This is a genomic window from Bacillus sp. N3378-2at, from assembly GCF_033412715.1.
In the GTDB taxonomy this organism is placed as follows: domain Bacteria; phylum Bacillota; class Bacilli; order Bacillales; family Bacillaceae; genus Bacillus; species Bacillus subtilis.
Window position 1 is genome coordinate 88,248 of the sequence record NZ_CP117986.1, and the last position, 19,500, is coordinate 107,747.

Sequence of the window (19,500 nt, forward strand, 5' to 3'; positions counted from 1 at the left end):
CGATAATAATATCGATAGCAGAGGGTGTAGACTTATAAGTGATATCAAAGAAAAGATACCGATGCCTCAAGGTGGAATCAATTATGGACAACAAAGAATTTGGATACGTTAGAGTAAGCAGCAAAGACCAAAATGAAGCATGACAACTGGATAGTATGTATGCTCTTGGAATTGATGAGCGTGATATTCATATCGATAAGCAAAGCGGGAAAGACTTCAATAGACCTCAATACCAAGCTTTGAAATTGCGTTTGCGAAAAGGAGATACGTTATACATACATTCATTAGATAGGCTAGGTCGTAACAAAGAGGTGATTTTAAACGAGTGGAAAGATATCACACAGAAAATCAAAGCACATATTGTTGTAATAGATATGCCATTGTTGGATACACGGAAATACAATGACTCCATCGGTTCTTTCGTGGCTGACTTGGTGTTACAAGTATTATCGTGGGTTGCTGAAGAAGAGAGAACCAAGATTAAGACTCGTCAAGCTGAAGGGATAGCTGCAGCTAAGGCACAGGGCAAACATCTTGGAAGTCCTAAAGCAACTATTACAATTGAGCTTGAGCAGGTATAAACAATGGAAAGCAGGAGAAATTACAGCGGTTGAAGCAATGAAGAAATCAAGTGCTAAGGCTACATTCTATCGCAGAGTTAAGGAATATGAAGAAAGCTAAAGTATTCCTATTACTTCTCTCTATCTTTATATAAAGGATATGGGGGATATTTCCATATTCTCACTGGGGACATGAAAGGGATAAACCTATAGTCGATTCATCCACATACCATGAAAAAAATTGACTTGTCGAAACGAATCTAATTATAGTCCATCTCAAATTACATTATTTTAAATAACCGATCTCTATCCCAATGGACAACATTCTTTGTTATCTCTCATGAAACCACTCCTTTAAATAATTACCTTTGCCTTTTTATATAGCAGATTTTAGTACAACTGTATTACCTTTTCAATAGGGTTGTTTTCTACTATATGAATGCTTGAATTGTAAAGCATAAGCAAATATAATAGAAAATTAAGTCAATCGGTCAAAGTTCGGAAAGTGACCGTTATACATGAACGTGAACGAATAGCGATATAAAAAGGATGGAAGCTGGATAGAGCAACGGCCTTCTAAGCCGTCGGTCGGGAGTTCGAATCTCTCCTAGAGCGTTATATTCACAAAAAGACAACAGGCGAAAAGTGCCTGTTGTCTTTCTTTATGCAAACCAAATAAAAAACGCCCGCTTATGGGACTGACCCCCGTTTTTGAGACAGGGATCAAAACACCTTTTAAACAGCCAATTGCCGATAATTTATCGGTGATTGGTTGTTTAGTTTCGTTTGAATACGAATATTGTTATAATAATGAATGTATTCTATGACAGTGCGTTCTACGATGGCGGTCGTGGTTCGATCAATGCTGTTAAGATAGAACGTTTCAGACTTTAGTGAGGAATGAAACGATTCGATGGAGGCATTATCAGCGGGTGTCCCTTTGCGGGACATGCTCATGGTAATGCCTTTTGTTTTAACAGCTTTCTGATACTCGTAAGATGTATACACAGATCCTTGGTCACTATGTAACACGCAGTTCTCAGGCAGTGTTGGCAGTTGATCAAGTGTGTGTAAGACAAAGTCTGTGTCCTGCTTATCTCCAATCGTAAAAGCAATCACTTCTCCATTATATACATCCAATATACTGGAAAGGTACAATTGTTTCTGTCCATAAGGCAAATACGTGATGTCTGTTACTAGTTTTTCAAGAGGATGATCAGACTGAAAGTTCCTATCTAATATATTGTCGACCACGGCATATGGCTGCCCATTCTTCTTGCGCTTTTTCACCTTAACCCGGCACTGCCACTGATTTTTCTGCATAATACGCTGAACCGTTTTATGGTTAATACACATTCTCTTTTTTAATATAGCTGTGATTTTTCGATATCCATATCGATACTGGTGCTCTCGGCACAACGTGCCGATTTGTTTTTCTAAATGGCGCTTGGGATGATCTTTCTTCAGATTCTTCTTCCAACGATAATAAGACGAGCGAGAGATACCTAAATGAATACAGATATCCTGCACGGTCATTGTGCTGTGCAATTCTTCTACAAGTTCGACTGACGTTTGGCTATCAACTTCCTTTCCAATTCGTTGTACTTTTTTAACACTTCATTCTGTTGTCTCAGATATCGATTCTCTGCCTGCAGTTTCTCTAATTCGGAAGAATACTCCGGACCTTTTCCATAAGTGTATTGCTTACCAACAGGCTGTTCAAATCGATGTGTATCACCAGCCTTATACCATCTGACCCATGTCTTAATCTGCGTATTATTTTTGATATTCAACTCCTGCATGATCTCTTTCATAGGTACGCCTGCCAATCTCATTTCTACAGCCTTCTGTTTCACTTCAACCGGATAACTCACTCTTGTCCCCATAGAAAAAACACCTCCAAGTCTAATTTCGGATAACAATCATCCGTATTCAAACTTGAAGGTGTTTTTATTTGTCTCATCTTATGGGGTCAGTCCCCATTTAGGATTTGAGGTTTTTTGTTGTCGGTCTATGATTTTTATTTATTATTTAACGGATCATCATCATCCAAGCCGTCAACTTTTCCTTCTTTATTCAGACGAGGTTCTTCTTTTTTCACAGTTTCAGAAATATGTTCATTTTCTTCAACAGTGCGTTTGCCGACAACCACTTCATCAGTGACAACCGGTTTTTTAGTCGCTTCAAGCTTTTCCTCAACGATTGGAACTCTGATCTCTTCCGAATCGTTGACGGGAGCAGCGTCCGTTTTATTTTCATCCACTGGACGGCGTTCGACATAAATTTCATCATGTCTCACAGGAATGTCCATATCTCTTTTTTCTGTTTTCACTTCTTTTCCTATTTCTACTTCGCCGGTTTGAACGTCTTCCTTATCGACCTTCAGCTGTTCTTCTCGGAGCGGCATCGTTTTTTCTTCTTTTGTTGTATAGTCCAATTCATTTGTGCCTGAAAAGCCGCTTGAAAGGGCATTGCCGTTATCAACAGGAGCAATTACATCTGCATCTGTATCGACGGCTACCAAAAGTTTTCCGTCATCCAAATCTTCTTGATACTTGTCTATTTCATCAGTTTTAATATCCAAGTCGGATAATGCTTTGCTGTGTGTAGCAGTATCATCCATTGTGAAATAATCTTTCAGTTTATCGAAAAAAGATTCAGATTCGTCTTGATGTGCATCGATGGCTTGATTGACTTCTGTTCCTGTACGTGACTCCAAATAATCTGTATCTCGCCGGCTTGTCACAACAGAAATGTCATCAGAATCATAGCCTTTTGTGAGTAAGCCTTCAATCGCTGCGATGGTTTCCTGCGGAGTTTCATATACACCAACTATGCTTTTCATATCAATCTCCTCCTTTATGAATTTGCATGATATCGTTCATGTCGTTTGTAATTCCCGCTGTTCTTTGAATTAAACAAAATTGAAAACATTGGCGTGTATCATAAAGGTGAAAAATGTGTGAAAATAAAAAAAGATAGATAAGACAGACCTTCCCCTGCACTTATCTATCCTTATAAAATCGTCTCACAATTCCTTCTTCATAAACACACTGTTTGGATCTTCATCGTAGTCTGCAAACGGTTCACAATACTGGAAACCGAAGCTTTCATACAATTTTCTTGCCGGCTCAAATGAAGCCATTGAACCCGTTTCTAAGCTTAGTCGCTCATAGCCTCGCTTCTCGGCTTCTTCAATGATATGCTGGAGAACTTGTTTGGCAACGCCTTTTCTTAAATGTGATGCAGATGTTCGCATTGATTTGACTTCTCCGTGCCAGCTGTCCAGTTCTTTTAGCGCTCCGCAACCGGCTAGTTCATCACCCTCCCATGCACTCCAAAATGTTATTCCAGGGCCTCTTAGTTTCTCTAAACCTAAGGCATGGATGCTTTCCGGCGGGGACATAAGCGTCATGCTAGTAAATGCTCATTCACCAGTGAAACCACCTGATGTCCAGTTAAATCATCTATTTTTATATGCATTTTATTCCTCCTCAAACATTCATCTTAATCATATTCCATCCTGTTTCCAACTATAAAGACAGAAAATCTGACAGTATTGAAGCACTTTTGGAATGTATGAGTTGCAAAAGATGCTTGAAAGCAACAAAGAGGCCGAAATCGTGTTCGGCCCTTGCAGTTTTCTTTAATATCTAAAGCCTCCATGCACACCGGCTGTTCCGCTAAAACCGCCGACATGTGTCGCCGGAATACTGAACCCGCCGCTATGGCCGCTGAAGCCAGTGCCTGAAAATTGCTGCCCGAAAAAATCTGAAGTGTATGGATAAGAGGAGTACATAGCAGAGGGAGTGGTTAACGGGCTATATGCCTGGCTGAACGGCTGTCCGTATCCGTAGCCTCCAAATGGCTGATGGCTTTGCTGGTAAAAGGGAGGGACAGCAGGATAATACTGCTGCGGAAAGCTCGGGAAGCTTGGAAAGCCTGCAGGGAATCCTTGCATGTCTGCTAATGATTTATTCATCGTATCACCTTTTCTTTGCAAGATACCATTAATGTATGCCGGGGAATAATAGTGGTGCCTATCCGAACTTGAAATGGATTGCAAGTTGATCTGTCAGACTCAATCCATATACGAACCATAGCGTGTTATAAAATCTTACATGTTTATATAAAATTAAATAATTCTGGTGTATTCTTGATAGATTAATAAAAAAATTATAAAAACTTTTAACATTTGCAATTCCTTTTGTACCAATAATGAAAGCGTATACAATATAGATTGATTAATCAAAATTGTCTAATAATTTTAAAAAATGCTGTTGACACTGCGTCCAAAGCGGCGTAATATGAGTTCAACAAAAGATAAACGCAAGCTTCACAAGCGAAAATCATCGCAGTATGATTCTAAAAAAATGAAAAACAAACGACCTTCTTGAACAGCTGGAAAGCCGTTCTGAAGGGTGAATATGAAAAGCGCAGATGAGGATAAGTAGCCTTGATAAAGCTTTCCACAGAGAACCGGGTTAGCTGAGAACCGGTGAAGCTTTACAAGGTGAACTCGCCTCAGAGTGCCAGTCTGAAATGACAGTAGGACTTGGCCGGGTGAACTTGATTCACTCGTTACTAAAGCGGATAGAAATATCCATGAGACGGCCGACTAAGGCCGTAAACAAGGGTGGTACCGCGGAAAGAAAAGCCTTTTCGCCCCTTTTAGCTATCGCAGTTACTGCGCGGCTGATTGTGGGTGGAAGGGCTTTTTTTATTGAATAATCAGCTATCTAGCTAATAAAAAGATGATCTTTAAAGGATGAAAATCCAAAAGGAGGAACTAAAATGAGGACTAATGTACAGGTGGATTCAGCATCTGCCAAATGTACACAGACGATGAGCGGAGCATTAATGCTGATTGAATCATTAAAAAAAGAGAAAGTAGAAATGATTTTCGGTTATCCGGGCGGGGCTGTGCTTCCGATTTACGATAAGCTATACAATTCAGGGTTGGTACATATCCTTCCCCGTCACGAACAAGGAGCAATTCATGCAGCGGAGGGATACGCAAGGGTCTCCGGAAAACCGGGTGTCGTCATTGCCACGTCAGGGCCGGGAGCGACAAACCTTGTTACAGGCCTTGCTGATGCCATGATTGATTCATTGCCGTTAGTTGTCTTTACAGGGCAGGTAGCAACCTCTGTAATCGGGAGCGATGCATTTCAGGAAGCAGACATTTTAGGGATTACGATGCCAGTAACAAAACACAGCTACCAGGTTCGCCAGCCGGAAGATCTGCCGCGCATCATTAAAGAAGCGTTCCATATTGCAACAACTGGAAGACCCGGACCTGTATTGATTGATATTCCGAAAGATGTAGCAACAATTGAAGGAGAATTCAGCTACGATCATGAGATGAATCTCCCGGGATACCAGCCGACAACAGAGCCGAATTATTTGCAGATCCGCAAGCTTGTGGAAGCCGTGAGCAGTGCGAAAAAACCGGTGATCCTGGCGGGTGCGGGCGTATTGCATGGAAAAGCGTCAGAAGAATTAAAAAATTATGCTGAACAGCAGCAAATCCCTGTGGCACACACCCTTTTGGGGCTCGGAGGCTTCCCGGCTGACCATCCGCTTTTCCTAGGGATGGCGGGAATGCACGGTACTTATACAGCCAATATGGCTCTTCATGAATGTGATCTATTAATCAGTATCGGCGCCCGTTTTGATGACCGTGTCACAGGAAACCTGAAACACTTTGCCAGAAACGCAAAGATAGCCCACATCGATATTGATCCAGCTGAAATCGGAAAAATCATGAAAACACAGATTCCTGTAGTCGGAGACAGCAAAATTGTCCTGCAGGAGCTGATCAAACAAGACGGCAAACAAAGCGATTCAAGCGAATGGAAAAAACAGCTCGCCGAATGGAAAGAAGAGTATCCGCTCTGGTATGTAGATAATGAAGAAGAAGGTTTTAAACCTCAGAAATTGATTGAATATATTCATCAATTTACAAAAGGAGAGGCCATTGTCGCAACAGATGTAGGCCAGCATCAAATGTGGTCAGCGCAATTTTATCCGTTCCAAAAAGCAGATAAATGGGTCACGTCAGGCGGACTTGGAACGATGGGATTCGGTCTTCCGGCGGCGATCGGCGCACAGCTGGCCGAAAAAGATGCTACTGTTGTCGCGGTTGTCGGAGACGGCGGATTCCAAATGACGCTTCAAGAACTCGATGTTATTCGCGAATTAAATCTTCCGGTCAAGGTAGTGATTTTAAATAACGCTTGTCTCGGAATGGTCAGACAGTGGCAGGAAATTTTCTATGAAGAACGTTATTCAGAATCTAAATTCGCTTCTCAGCCTGACTTCGTCAAATTGTCCGAAGCATACGGCATTAAAGGCATCAGAATTTCATCAGAAGCGGAAGCAAAGGTAAAGCTGGAAGAGGCATTAACATCAAGAGAACCTGTTGTCATTGACGTGCGGGTTGCCAGCGAAGAAAAAGTATTCCCGATGGTGGCTCCGGGGAAAGGGCTGCATGAAATGGTGGGGGTGAAACCTTGAAAAGAATTATCACATTGACTGTGGTGAACCGCTCCGGGGTGTTAAACCGGATCACCGGTCTATTCACAAAAAGGCATTACAACATTGAAAGCATTACAGTTGGACACACAGAAACAGCCGGCGTTTCCAGAATCACCTTCGTCGTTCATGTTGAAGGAGAAAATGATGTTGAACAGTTAACGAAACAGCTCAACAAACAGATTGATGTACTGAAAGTCACAGACATCACAAATCAATCGATTGTCCAGAGGGAGCTGGCCTTAATCAAGGTTGTCTCCGCACCTTCAACGAGAACAGAGATTAATGGAATCATAGAACCGTTTAGAGCCTCTGTCGTTGATGTCAGCAGAGACAGCATCGTTGTTCAGGTGACAGGCGAATCTAACAAAATTGAAGCGCTTATTGAATTGTTGAAACCTTATGGCATTAAAGAAATCGCGAGAACAGGTACAACGGCTTTTGCGAGGGGTACCCAGCAAAAGGCGTCATCCAATAAAACAATATCTATTGTATAAAACATAACAAGGGAGAGATTGAAATGGTAAAAGTATATTATAACGGTGATATCAAAGAGAACGTATTGGCAGGCAAAACAGTAGCGGTTATCGGATACGGTTCGCAAGGCCACGCACATGCCCTGAACCTTAAAGAAAGCGGAGTAGACGTGATCGTCGGTGTTAGACAAGGAAAATCTTTCACGCAAGCCCAAGAAGACGGACATAAAGTTTTTTCAGTAAAAGAAGCGGCAGCCCAAGCTGAAATCATCATGGTTCTGCTTCCTGATGAACAGCAGCAAAAAGTATACGAAGCTGAAATCAAAGATGAATTGACAGCAGGAAAATCATTAGTATTTGCTCACGGATTTAACGTGCATTTCCATCAAATTGTTCCTCCGGCGGATGTTGATGTATTCTTGGTAGCGCCTAAAGGTCCGGGACACTTGGTCAGAAGAACATATGAGCAAGGAGCCGGCGTACCTGCATTGTTCGCAATCTATCAAGATGTGACTGGAGAAGCAAGAGACAAAGCTCTCGCATATGCAAAAGGAATCGGTGGCGCAAGAGCGGGAGTATTAGAAACGACATTTAAAGAAGAAACAGAAACAGATTTGTTCGGTGAGCAAGCGGTTCTTTGCGGCGGATTAAGCGCGCTTGTCAAAGCAGGATTTGAAACATTAACTGAAGCAGGTTATCAGCCTGAACTTGCATACTTCGAGTGTCTGCATGAGCTGAAATTAATCGTAGACCTTATGTACGAAGAAGGACTTGCAGGAATGAGATATTCAATTTCTGACACAGCACAGTGGGGAGATTTCGTATCAGGCCCTCGCGTTGTGGATGCTAAAGTAAAAGAATCGATGAAAGAAGTATTAAAAGATATCCAAAACGGTACATTCGCAAAAGAATGGATCGTCGAAAACCAAGTAAACCGTCCTCGTTTCAACGCTATCAATGCGAGCGAGAACGAACATCAAATCGAAGTAGTGGGAAGAAAGCTTCGTGAAATGATGCCGTTTGTGAAACAAGGCAAGAAGAAGGAAGCGGTGGTCTCCGTTGCGCAAAATTAATTTTTTCGATACGACGCTTCGTGATGGTGAACAGTCCCCTGGAGTGAACTTGAATACACAGGAGAAACTTGCCATAGCTAAGCAGCTCGAAAGACTCGGGGCAGATATCATTGAAGCGGGATTTCCCGCTTCGTCCCGAGGTGACTTTTTAGCTGTTCAGGAAATCGCTAGAACCATTAAAAATTGTTCAGTGACTGGTCTGGCCCGTTGTGTAAAAGGTGATATTGATGCTGCTTGGGAAGCGTTAAAGGATGGTGCTTACCCGAGAATTCATGTTTTTATCGCCACATCGGACATTCATTTGAAACACAAGCTGAAAATGACACGTGAGCAAGTCATTGAAAGAGCAGTTGAAATGGTGACATACGCAAAAGAACGTTTTCCGGTTGTGCAATGGTCAGCTGAAGATGCCTGCCGCACTGAGCTGCCGTTTCTGGCAGAAATCGTCGAGAAAGTGATTGACGCAGGCGCCAGTGTTATCAATCTTCCAGACACTGTCGGCTACCTGGCTCCAGCGGAATACGGAAATATCTTTAAATATATGAAGGAAAACGTTCCGAACATTCACAAAGCAAAGCTTTCAGCCCACTGTCATGATGATTTAGGAATGGCAGTTGCAAACTCTCTTGCTGCGATTGAAAATGGCGCTGATCAAATCGAATGCGCTGTGAACGGGATCGGTGAAAGAGCCGGAAACGCGGCATTAGAGGAAATTGCCGTAGCCCTCCATACCAGAAAAGATTTCTACCAAGTCGAAACAGGCATTACACTGAACGAGATTAAGAGAACAAGTGATTTAGTAAGCAAACTGACAGGCATGGCTGTCCCACGCAACAAAGCGGTTGTTGGAGATAATGCATTTGCTCATGAATCAGGCATCCATCAGGACGGCTTTTTAAAGGAAAAATCGACTTATGAAATTATTTCACCGGAGCTTGTCGGCGTAACCGCAGATGCGCTTGTCCTAGGTAAACATTCCGGACGCCACGCATTTAAAGACCGGCTGACTGCTTTAGGATTCCAATTTGACAGTGAAGAGATTAATAAATTCTTTACGATGTTCAAAGAGTTGACTGAGAAGAAAAAAGAAATCACTGATGAGGATCTTGTTTCTCTTATTTTAGAAGAAAAAGTAACAGATCGCAAGATTGGGTATGAATTTCTTTCTCTGCAAGTACATTACGGAACAAGTCAGGTCCCTACGGCTACTCTTTCGTTGAAAAATCAAGAAAATGCAGAGCTTATTCAGGAAGCTGCAACTGGAGCTGGAAGTGTGGAAGCAATCTACAATACGCTTGAGCGCTGCATCGATAAGGACGTGGAGCTTTTAGACTACCGCATTCAGTCTAACAGAAAAGGCGAAGATGCATTTGCCCAGGTGTATGTAAGAGTTTTGGTGAACGGAAAAGAATCAGCAGGTCGGGGCATAGCGCAAGACGTATTAGAAGCATCAGCGAAAGCCTATTTGAACGCAGTCAACCGTCAATTGGTTTTCCAGTCGAATATGAGCGGATTGAAAAACCACACAGCTGTCGGATCATAAAAGAAAGGAGAACGGTTAACTTGAAGAAACGTATTGCTCTATTGCCCGGAGACGGGATCGGCCCTGAAGTATTAGAATCAGCGACAGACGTACTGAAAAGTGTTGCCGAACGCTTTAACCATGAATTTGAATTTGAATATGGCCTGATTGGAGGGGCGGCTATTGATGAACATCATAACCCCCTCCCGGAGGAAACCGTTGCTGCTTGTAAAAATGCAGACGCGATATTGCTTGGTGCTGTCGGCGGACCGAAATGGGATCAAAATCCTTCGGAACTGAGACCGGAAAAAGGGCTGCTCAGCATCAGAAAACAGCTTGATTTGTTTGCGAATTTACGGCCTGTGAAGGTATTTGAAAGCCTTTCTGATGCTTCGCCTTTGAAAAAAGAATATATAGATAATGTTGATTTCGTTATCGTTCGTGAACTCACAGGCGGCTTGTATTTCGGCCAGCCGAGCAAACGCTATGTAAACACTGAAGGTGAGCAGGAAGCAGTAGATACACTGTTTTATAAGCGAACGGAAATTGAACGAGTGATCAGAGAGGGCTTCAAAATGGCGGCAGCCAGAAAAGGCAAAGTGACCTCTGTAGATAAAGCGAATGTTCTTGAATCAAGCCGGCTGTGGCGTGAAGTGGCTGAGGACGTTGCGAAAGAATTTCCTGATGTGAAGCTTGAGCACATGCTTGTGGATAACGCGGCCATGCAGCTAATCTATGCACCGAATCAATTTGATGTCGTTGTGACTGAAAATATGTTCGGTGATATTTTAAGCGATGAAGCGTCCATGCTTACAGGCTCGCTCGGAATGCTCCCGTCAGCCAGCCTATCAAGCTCTGGTCTTCATCTGTTTGAACCTGTTCATGGCTCCGCGCCTGATATTGCCGGTAAAGGGGTGGCAAATCCGTTCGCAGCCATATTGTCAGCGGCAATGCTTTTGAGAACATCTTTCGGGCTTGAAGAGGAAGCGAAAGCTGTAGAAGATGCGGTAAACAAAGTCTTGGCTTCTGGGAAAAGAACAAAAGATTTGGCACGGGGTGAAGAGTTCAGCAGCACTCAGGCCATTACAGAGGAAGTTAAGGCAGCAATCATGAGTGAAAATACAATTTCTAATGTGTGACAGCTTACGTTAAGCGGTCTTAGCTCTAGGTAGAGGGAGGAAATAAAAGATGATGCCTCGAACAATCATCGAAAAGATTTGGGATCAGCATATTGTAAAACATGGTGAGGGAAAGCCGGATCTTCTCTATATTGATTTGCACCTCATTCATGAGGTGACGTCTCCTCAGGCATTTGAAGGCTTGAGACAAAAGGGAAGAAAGGTCAGAAGACCCCAAAACACATTTGCGACAATGGACCACAACATCCCGACTGTCAATCGTTTTGAGATAAAGGATGAAGTTGCGAAACGCCAGGTAACGGCGCTTGAAAGAAACTGTGAGGAATTTGGCGTGCGCCTTGCCGATCTTCACAGTGTGGATCAAGGGATTGTCCATGTCGTCGGACCTGAACTGGGCTTAACGCTTCCAGGGAAAACGATTGTGTGCGGGGACAGTCATACATCAACACATGGTGCTTTCGGCGCTCTTGCATTTGGGATCGGGACGAGTGAAGTTGAACATGTCCTTTCCACACAGACACTTTGGCAGCAGCGTCCAAAAACACTTGAAGTGCGCGTAGATGGAACGCTTCAAAAAGGGGTAACGGCAAAGGATGTCATCCTTGCTGTCATCGGCAAATACGGTGTGAAATTCGGCACAGGCTACGTCATTGAATACACTGGGGAAGTATTCAGAAATATGACGATGGATGAACGAATGACTGTTTGTAACATGTCAATTGAAGCAGGAGCAAGAGCAGGTTTGATTGCACCTGACGAGGTGACGTTTGAATATTGCAAAAATCGCAAGTACACGCCAAAAGGCGAAGAATTTGACAAGGCCGTAGAGGAATGGAAGGCGCTGCGCACAGACCCGGGCGCTGTTTACGATAAATCTATCGTCCTTGACGGCAACAAAATTTCCCCTATGGTGACATGGGGCATTAACCCTGGAATGGTTCTTCCTGTCGATTCTGAAGTTCCTGCGCCGGAAAGCTTTTCTGCAGAAGATGATAAAAAAGAAGCGATTCGCGCTTATGAATATATGGGACTGACTCCTCATCAGAAAATTGAAGACATTAAAGTGGAGCACGTATTTATCGGTTCCTGCACAAATTCCCGCATGACTGACCTTCGACAGGCTGCTGACATGATCAAAGGGAAGAAGGTAGCTGACAGCGTAAGGGCCATCGTCGTGCCCGGATCCCAAAGCGTGAAGCTTCAGGCTGAAAAAGAAGGGCTTGACCAGATTTTCTTGGAAGCTGGATTTGAATGGAGAGAGTCAGGCTGCAGCATGTGTTTGAGTATGAATAATGATGTTGTTCCTGAGGGAGAGCGCTGTGCATCAACCTCTAACCGCAACTTCGAGGGCAGACAAGGAAAAGGTGCAAGAACACATCTCGTCAGCCCGGCGATGGCTGCGATGGCTGCCATTCACGGACACTTCGTTGATGTCAGAAAGTTTTATCAGGAAAAAACAGTTGTGTAAGGAGTGCGCGAGATGGAACCTTTGAAATCACATACGGGGAAAGCAGCCGTATTAAATCGGATCAATGTGGATACAGACCAGATTATTCCTAAGCAATTTTTGAAGAGGATTGAAAGAACAGGCTACGGGCGTTTTGCATTCTTTGACTGGAGATATGATGCGAATGGTGAACCGAACCCTGAATTTGAATTAAACCAGCCTGTTTATCAAGGAGCTTCCATTTTAATAGCAGGAGAAAACTTCGGCTGCGGGTCATCGCGTGAACACGCTCCGTGGGCACTTGATGATTATGGGTTTAAAATTATTATTGCACCGTCATTTGCTGATATTTTCCATCAGAACTGCTTTAAAAACGGTATGCTTCCGATCCGCATGCCATATGACAATTGGAAACAGCTTGTCGGCCAGTATGAAAACCAGTCATTGCAAATGACAGTTGACCTTGAAAAGCAGCTGATTCATGATAGTGAAGGCAATCAAATTTCATTTGAAGTTGATCCGCATTGGAAAGAGATGCTGATCAACGGATATGATGAAATTTCATTAACGCTGCTGCTGGAAGATGAAATCAAGCAATTTGAATCACAAAGAAGCTCTTGGCTTCAAGCCTGAAAAAGCGGCCGGTATTTGTCCGGCGGCTTTTTTTTGCCTGATGAAACCTTTCATTTCTTGTTTTTGTTCACAGGTGTTGATACACTTGAACAAAATAAATGCCTGAAAGGAATATAGGTATGACGCATGACAAGAAGAACGCAAAAATTATTCCTTTTCCTCATCTGAAAGACCGCCTTGTGGAAAAGGGGATGTCATCACTAAAGGAAAAAAAGTATCAAGAAGCGCTTGAACTGTTTTCAGAAGCGATGAAATATGATGATACTGAATCCGATCTTCACTTAGGGATGGCCATCTGCTTTTTAGAGCTGGGCGAGCTGGAAGAGGCAAAAAGCGTGTGCGAGAAGATGCTCAAAGAAGGTTATGGCCATTATTTTACGGTTTTGCAGGTGTACATGACCATCTTAATTCAGCTCAAAAAATACGAGGAAGTCAAAAGCACCATTGAAGCCGTTTTGGAAGAAAATCAGCTGCCGGCAGAAAGCGCCGAGCAATTTTATAAGCTGCTGGATTTCAGCCGGAAAATGACCGATCCGGATCGTGAGGACGAGGCTTGGGCCGAAGAATATGAGGATACAATTGACACCGAGAAAGTGCTGGCAAGCCCTGAGGAGCAAATGAATCTCATTCATTCCTTAAAAGACCGTAACGTAGCAAAGTATACAGGATTGCTCAAAACAATCCTCCAAGACCCCTCAGCCCACCCGATTATCAAAACGATGATTGTCATGCTGTTGACTGAGCATGAGTACAGTAAGCCTGTACACATTAGTAAATTTGGCGAGTCGTTGACAATTGAACCGTCTGAGATTGTTCCGCCTGATGCCGCGCCGATTCTGCACCGTGTTCTCAGGGTGCTGGATGAGACACTTGGAAATGAAAATCCAACCTTATATGCAGCAGTAGAGGAATTGTGGAGAAGACATTTGTACGTTTTATATCCGTTCCAGCCGAAATTGCTGTCGGCTGACCTTTGGGCGGCTGCCCTTCATAAAGTCGGTTACGAGATGCACGGGATTGAAATTGAAAGCGAAGAACTTCATATGATGTATGAATTTACCGACAGAGAACTCGATGAAGCTTGCACAATGTTAAAAGATATTGAAGAAATTTCTTATTTGTAAATCGCGCCATATAGTTGAAAGCGCTATGTGTTATGTTATAATATAGTGGTTGTATTTGTGTATAACGGGTTATAAGAAATACGGTTGGACAGGCTTTGCAGTTCATTATTAACATCTATACATAATGATTCTGATCTTTGGCAGCTTTGTTTTTGTTGGACGAAGCCGTATGATTGCTTTAGAATGGAAGACCGACACAACCTGAATAGATTTTTGGAGGGAAACACATGTCTGTAAAATGGGAAAAACAAGAAGGCAACGAAGGCGTTTTAACGGTTGAAGTTGATGCTGAAACGTTTAAAACAGCACTTGATGATGCATTTAAAAAAGTAGTAAAACAAGTTTCAATTCCTGGATTCCGTAAAGGTAAAATTCCTCGCGGATTATTCGAACAGCGCTTTGGCGTAGAAGCTCTTTACCAAGATGCTTTGGATATTCTTCTTCCTGTAGAATACCCTAAAGCGGTTGAAGAAGCTGGAATCGAGCCTGTAGACCGTCCTGAAATCGATGTTGAAAAAATCGAAAAAGGCGAAAGCTTAATCTTCACTGCGAAAGTAACAGTAAAACCTGAAGTGAAGCTTGGCGACTACAAAGGCTTAGGCATTGAAAAAGACGACACAACTGTAACTGACGAAGATGTTCAAAACGAACTAAAAGCGCTTCAAGAGCGTCAAGCTGAGCTTGTTGTAAAAGAAGAAGGCGCCGTTGAAGAAGGAAACACAGTTGTTCTTGATTTCGAAGGATTCGTTGACGGCGAAGCTTTCGAAGGCGGAAAAGCTGAAAACTACTCTCTAGAAGTAGGTTCTGGTTCATTCATCCCTGGCTTCGAAGATCAATTAGTTGGCCTTGAAGCAGGTGCTGAGAAGGATGTTGAAGTGACATTCCCTGAGGAGTACCACGCTGAAGATCTTGCAGGCAAACCAGCTGTGTTTAAAGTGAAAATTCACGAAATCAAAGCGAAAGAGCTTCCTGAGCTTGACGATGAATTCGCAAAAGATATCGATGAAGAAGTGGAAACACTTGCTGAATTAACTGAAAAAACAAAGAAACGTTTAGAAGAAGCAAAAGAAAACGAAGCTGACGCTAAATTGCGTGAAGAGCTTGTTCTGAAAGCTTCTGAAAATGCTGAAATTGATGTGCCTCAAGCAATGGTCGACACTGAGCTTGACCGCATGCTGAAAGAATTCGAACAGCGTCTGCAAATGCAAGGCATGAACCTTGAGCTTTACACTCAATTCTCAGGCCAAGATGAAGCTGCGCTTAAAGAGCAAATGAAAGAAGATGCTGAAAAACGCGTAAAATCTAACCTGACTCTTGAGGCGATTGCGAAAGCGGAAAACCTTGAAGTATCAGATGAGGAAGTTGATGCTGAGCTTACAAAAATGGCTGAAGCATACAACATGCCTGTTGAAAATATTAAACAAGCCATCGGTTCTACTGACGCGATGAAAGAAGATTTAAAAGTTCGCAAAGCAATTGATTTTCTTGTAGAAAACCGTTAATATGGTGCATAATAATAGTACTAATAAAACAGGGCGCGAATCATTCGTGCCTTGTTTTGTACAATTATGAGTTATCTCTTTTTCTTGGGGCAATATAGTTAATGCAGGGCTGTTTTTTGTCATACATATAGAATGTGCAAGTCAGAAACACATTGTTACCGTCTTTTTGGAAAGTATGGTAAAATGCAATACATACTCGTTCGTTTCAAGAATCATTTTCTTTTGCTCTGCCGGTAAAAGAAAAAGTGAGACAAGATTAAGGGGTGAAAGAATGTTTAAATTTAACGAGGAAAAAGGACAATTAAAATGCTCGTTCTGTGGAAAAACACAAGATCAGGTTCGTAAGCTTGTAGCTGGACCTGGTGTATATATATGTGACGAATGTATCGAACTCTGCACTGAAATTGTAGAGGAAGAACTCGGAACAGAAGAAGAAGTAGAATTTAAAGACGTACCAAAGCCTCAGGAAATTCGCGAAATTTTGAATGAATATGTCATCGGCCAAGATCAAGCGAAGAAATCACTTGCTGTTGCTGTGTATAACCACTATAAGCGCATTAACTCCAACAGCAAAGTTGATGATGTTGAGCTTTCAAAAAGTAATATTTCATTAATCGGCCCTACGGGAAGCGGTAAAACCCTTCTGGCGCAAACATTGGCTCGCATTTTAAATGTGCCGTTTGCGATTGCGGACGCTACATCTTTGACTGAAGCTGGATACGTGGGTGAAGATGTAGAGAATATTCTCTTGAAGCTCATCCAAGCTGCTGATTATGATGTGGAAAAAGCCGAAAAAGGCATTATCTATATTGATGAAATCGATAAAGTGGCTAGAAAATCTGAAAACCCGTCTATCACACGTGATGTGTCAGGTGAGGGTGTACAGCAGGCATTGCTTAAAATTCTTGAGGGTACAGTGGCAAGCGTACCGCCTCAAGGTGGACGTAAGCATCCTCATCAAGAATTCATTCAAATTGACACAACAAATATTTTGTTCATTTGCGGCGGAGCTTTCGATGGTATCGAACAAATCATCAAACGCCGTTTAGGCCAAAAAGTGATTGGATTCGGTGCCGACAATAAAGCTGCTGATCTTGAGAAAGAAGATCTTCTTTCAAAAGTGCTTCCAGAAGATTTGCTCCGTTTCGGGTTAATTCCTGAATTTATCGGACGTCTTCCGGTTATTGCAAGCCTTGAAAAGCTTGACGAAGAAGCATTGGTTGCGATCTTAACAAAACCGAAAAACGCTCTTGTTAAGCAATTCAAGAAAATGCTTGAGCTTGACAACGTTGAGCTTGAGTTTGAAGAAGAAGCGCTTTCTGAAATTGCTAAAAAAGCAATTGAACGCAAGACTGGAGCACGCGGACTCCGTTCTATCATTGAAGGCATCATGCTTGATGTGATGTTTGAGCTGCCTTCTCGTGATGACATTGAAAAATGTGTAATCACCGGGGCAACTGTGACACACGGAGAGCCTCCTCGCCTCTTATTAAAAGACGGCACTGAGGTAAGCCAAGATAAAACATCTGCATAAAGATAAGCACAAACCTCCTGAGTGGTAACACTCAGGAGGTTTTTTTGCATGCAACTCTTCCGGAAAAACGTTTATTCCCGTCTTCTATGGGAGATACTAGCAATCAGAGAGGAATGAATTGGATACATAAATTGTTTTTCAGGAGGGACCACCATGAGTTGGACAGGGATCGCGTTATTTATTCAGCTGTTTTTTGGGATCATCATCGGTTTGTATTTTTGGAATTTGCTTAAAAATCAAAGGACACAAAAGGTCACGATAGATAAAGAATCAAAGAAGGAAATGGAGCAGCTTCGGAAAATGCGTGCTATCAGCTTGTCCGAGCCATTATCTGAGAAGGTCCGCCCCAAAAGCTTTAAAGATATCGTCGGACAGGAAGACGGCATTAAAGCATTAAAGGCGGCTTTATGCGGGCCAAATCCTCAGCATGTGATTGTCTATGGGCCACCGGGAGTTGGGAAAACGGCTGCTGCGCGGCTTGTGTTGGAAGAAGCAAAAAAACATAAACAATCACCGTTTAAAGAGCAGGCTGTCTTTGTGGAACTCGATGCGACAACAGCCCGTTTTGATGAAAGAGGAATTGCCGATCCGCTCATCGGCTCTGTCCATGACCCGATATATCAAGGGGCCGGAGCGATGGGACAGGCTGGGATTCCGCAGCCGAAGCAGGGAGCTGTCACCCATGCCCATGGCGGTGTGCTGTTTATTGATGAAATAGGGGAGCTGCATCCTATTCAAATGAATAAAATGCTGAAGGTGCTTGAGGACAGAAAAGTCTTTTTAGACAGTGCGTATTACAGTGAGGAAAATACACAAATTCCGAATCATATTCATGATATTTTTCAAAATGGGCTGCCGGCTGATTTTCGCTTGATTGGCGCGACCACGAGAATGCCAAACGAAATTCCGCCAGCTATCAGGTCCCGCTGTCTGGAGGTTTTTTTCCGCGAGCTTGAAAAGGACGAGCTGAAAACTGTTGCCAAAACAGCAGCGGATAAAATTGAAAAAAATATCTCCGAAGAAGGCCTAGATCTTTTGACCAGCTACACACGGAACGGGCGGGAAGCCGTCAATATGATTCAAATCGCAGCGGGGATGGCTGTAACGGAGAATCGGAAGGACATTACGATTGAGGATATTGAATGGGTCATTCACTCCAGTCAGCTTACTCCAAAGCACGAGCAAAAAATCGGTGTTGAACCACAGGTTGGCATTGTAAATGGGCTTGCAGTCTATGGGCCTAACAGCGGATCGCTTCTGGAAATCGAAGTGAGTGTAACCGCGGCTCAAGATAAAGGATCAATTAACATCACAGGAATAGCTGAAGAAGAAAGCATCGGCAGCCAATCAAAATCAATCAGACGAAAAAGCATGGCGAAGGGTTCGGTTGAAAATGTATTAACCGTGCTCCGGACAATGGGAATGAAGCCTTCTGATTATGATATTCACATCAATTTCCCAGGAGGGATTCCGATTGATGGGCCGTCAGCAGGCATTGCGATGGCGGCGGGGATTTTCTCGGCGATACACAAAATTCCTATTGACAATACCGTTGCGATGACGGGCGAAATCAGCCTGAATGGTCTTGTGAAACCCATTGGAGGCGTCATTCCGAAAATAAAAGCGGCCAAGCAGTCCGGGGCGAAAAAGGTGATTATCCCATATGAAAATCAGCAGGCCATCTTAAAGCAGATTGACGGGATCGAGATTATTGCAGTGAAGACGTTCCAAGAAGTGCTTGATGAAATTTTGGTGAATCCGCCAACGGAACAAAAACCGTTTCATATCGAAATCAATAAAGAATCTGTTTAAACCCTATTTTGATAATAGGGTTTTTTTCATGAAGGACATCTTTTCCTTTTTCATATCAGAAAGAAAGGGTATACTACGAGGAGACTGTTTTATAGAAAATGGAACCATGCCGTTTATTGTACAAGGATGAAAAAGTTGTAT

At 42.9% G+C, this 19,500-nt stretch carries 14 protein-coding genes, 2 pseudogenes and 1 other annotated feature; of the genes and pseudogenes, 12 read left to right on the forward strand and 4 right to left on the reverse strand.

All coding sequences use genetic code 11. The annotated features are described in order from the left end of the window. Positions 1-155: 155 nt before the first annotated feature. Positions 156-681, forward strand: a pseudogene (locus tag PUN35_RS00425) (recombinase family protein). A 614-nt stretch (positions 682-1,295) separates the two neighbouring features. Here the strand turns inward: PUN35_RS00425 and PUN35_RS00430 are convergent. The 4 genes and pseudogenes from PUN35_RS00430 to cotQ form a co-directional block, all read right to left on the reverse strand. Then, positions 1,296-2,446 (reverse strand): IS3 family transposase gene (locus tag PUN35_RS00430; protein WP_087614160.1). Its coding sequence is split into 2 segments (ribosomal slippage): positions 1,296-2,173 and positions 2,173-2,446, totalling 1,152 coding nucleotides; the frame shifts between segments, so codons are not numbered across the junction. 134 nt (positions 2,447-2,580) lie between these two features. Next, positions 2,581-3,405, reverse strand: coding sequence for a YsnF/AvaK domain-containing protein (locus tag PUN35_RS00435; protein WP_014480481.1), 825 nt, complete (start codon positions 3,403-3,405; stop codon positions 2,581-2,583). Between the two features lie 183 nt (positions 3,406-3,588). Further along, positions 3,589-4,043: pseudogene (locus PUN35_RS00440) on the reverse strand (GNAT family N-acetyltransferase). 163 nt (positions 4,044-4,206) lie between these two features. Continuing rightward, positions 4,207-4,542, reverse strand: coding sequence for an inner spore coat protein CotQ (gene cotQ, locus PUN35_RS00445; RefSeq protein ID WP_038827685.1), 336 nt, complete (start codon positions 4,540-4,542; stop codon positions 4,207-4,209). 446 nt (positions 4,543-4,988) lie between these two features. After that, positions 4,989-5,233, forward strand: a binding site (T-box leader). Between the two features lie 121 nt (positions 5,234-5,354). Here cotQ and ilvB point away from each other — a divergent pair. The 11 genes from ilvB to lonB all read left to right on the forward strand — a co-directional run bounded on the left by ilvB (position 5,355) and on the right by lonB (position 19,359). After that, a complete protein-coding gene (gene ilvB / locus PUN35_RS00450) occupies positions 5,355-7,079 on the forward strand; it encodes an acetolactate synthase large subunit (protein WP_014480476.1) in 1,725 nt (574 codons plus the stop codon). Next, entirely contained in the window at positions 7,076-7,594 is a 519-nt protein-coding gene (ilvN, locus tag PUN35_RS00455; RefSeq protein WP_004399096.1) for an acetolactate synthase small subunit, read from the forward strand. Before ilvB ends, ilvN begins: the two co-directional genes overlap by 4 nt. A 23-nt stretch (positions 7,595-7,617) precedes the next feature. Continuing rightward, complete coding sequence (gene ilvC, locus PUN35_RS00460) at positions 7,618-8,646, forward strand: ketol-acid reductoisomerase (protein ID WP_003222549.1); 1,029 nt, start codon at positions 7,618-7,620, stop codon at positions 8,644-8,646. Continuing rightward, positions 8,633-10,189 (forward strand): 2-isopropylmalate synthase, encoded by a 1,557-nt coding sequence (locus tag PUN35_RS00465; RefSeq protein WP_033881607.1) that lies wholly within the window; start codon positions 8,633-8,635, stop codon positions 10,187-10,189. The genes ilvC and PUN35_RS00465 overlap by 14 nt, the downstream gene beginning before the upstream one ends. A 20-nt stretch (positions 10,190-10,209) precedes the next feature. Then, positions 10,210-11,307: a 3-isopropylmalate dehydrogenase gene (leuB, locus tag PUN35_RS00470; RefSeq protein WP_014480473.1), complete on the forward strand. Its 1,098-nt coding sequence runs from the start codon at positions 10,210-10,212 to the stop codon at positions 11,305-11,307. A gap of 49 nt (positions 11,308-11,356) precedes the next feature. Further along, entirely contained in the window at positions 11,357-12,775 is a 1,419-nt protein-coding gene (gene leuC, locus PUN35_RS00475) for a 3-isopropylmalate dehydratase large subunit (protein ID WP_003229604.1), read from the forward strand. Between the two features lie 12 nt (positions 12,776-12,787). Beyond that, positions 12,788-13,387 (forward strand): 3-isopropylmalate dehydratase small subunit, encoded by a 600-nt coding sequence (gene leuD, locus PUN35_RS00480; protein WP_014480472.1) that lies wholly within the window; start codon positions 12,788-12,790, stop codon positions 13,385-13,387. A 119-nt stretch (positions 13,388-13,506) separates the two neighbouring features. Beyond that, positions 13,507-14,511, forward strand: a complete 1,005-nt coding sequence (ddcA, locus tag PUN35_RS00485; RefSeq protein ID WP_014480470.1) for a DNA damage checkpoint antagonist DdcA — start codon at positions 13,507-13,509, stop codon at positions 14,509-14,511. 227 nt (positions 14,512-14,738) lie between these two features. Then, positions 14,739-16,013, forward strand: a complete 1,275-nt coding sequence (gene tig, locus PUN35_RS00490; protein ID WP_014480469.1) for a trigger factor — start codon at positions 14,739-14,741, stop codon at positions 16,011-16,013. Positions 16,014-16,284: 271 nt separating this feature from the next. After that, positions 16,285-17,547, forward strand: coding sequence for an ATP-dependent protease ATP-binding subunit ClpX (gene clpX, locus PUN35_RS00495; RefSeq protein ID WP_003229613.1), 1,263 nt, complete (start codon positions 16,285-16,287; stop codon positions 17,545-17,547). A 153-nt stretch (positions 17,548-17,700) separates the two neighbouring features. Next, positions 17,701-19,359, forward strand: a complete 1,659-nt coding sequence (gene lonB, locus PUN35_RS00500; protein ID WP_004398923.1) for an ATP-dependent protease LonB — start codon at positions 17,701-17,703, stop codon at positions 19,357-19,359. The last annotated feature ends 141 nt before the right edge of the window (positions 19,360-19,500 follow it).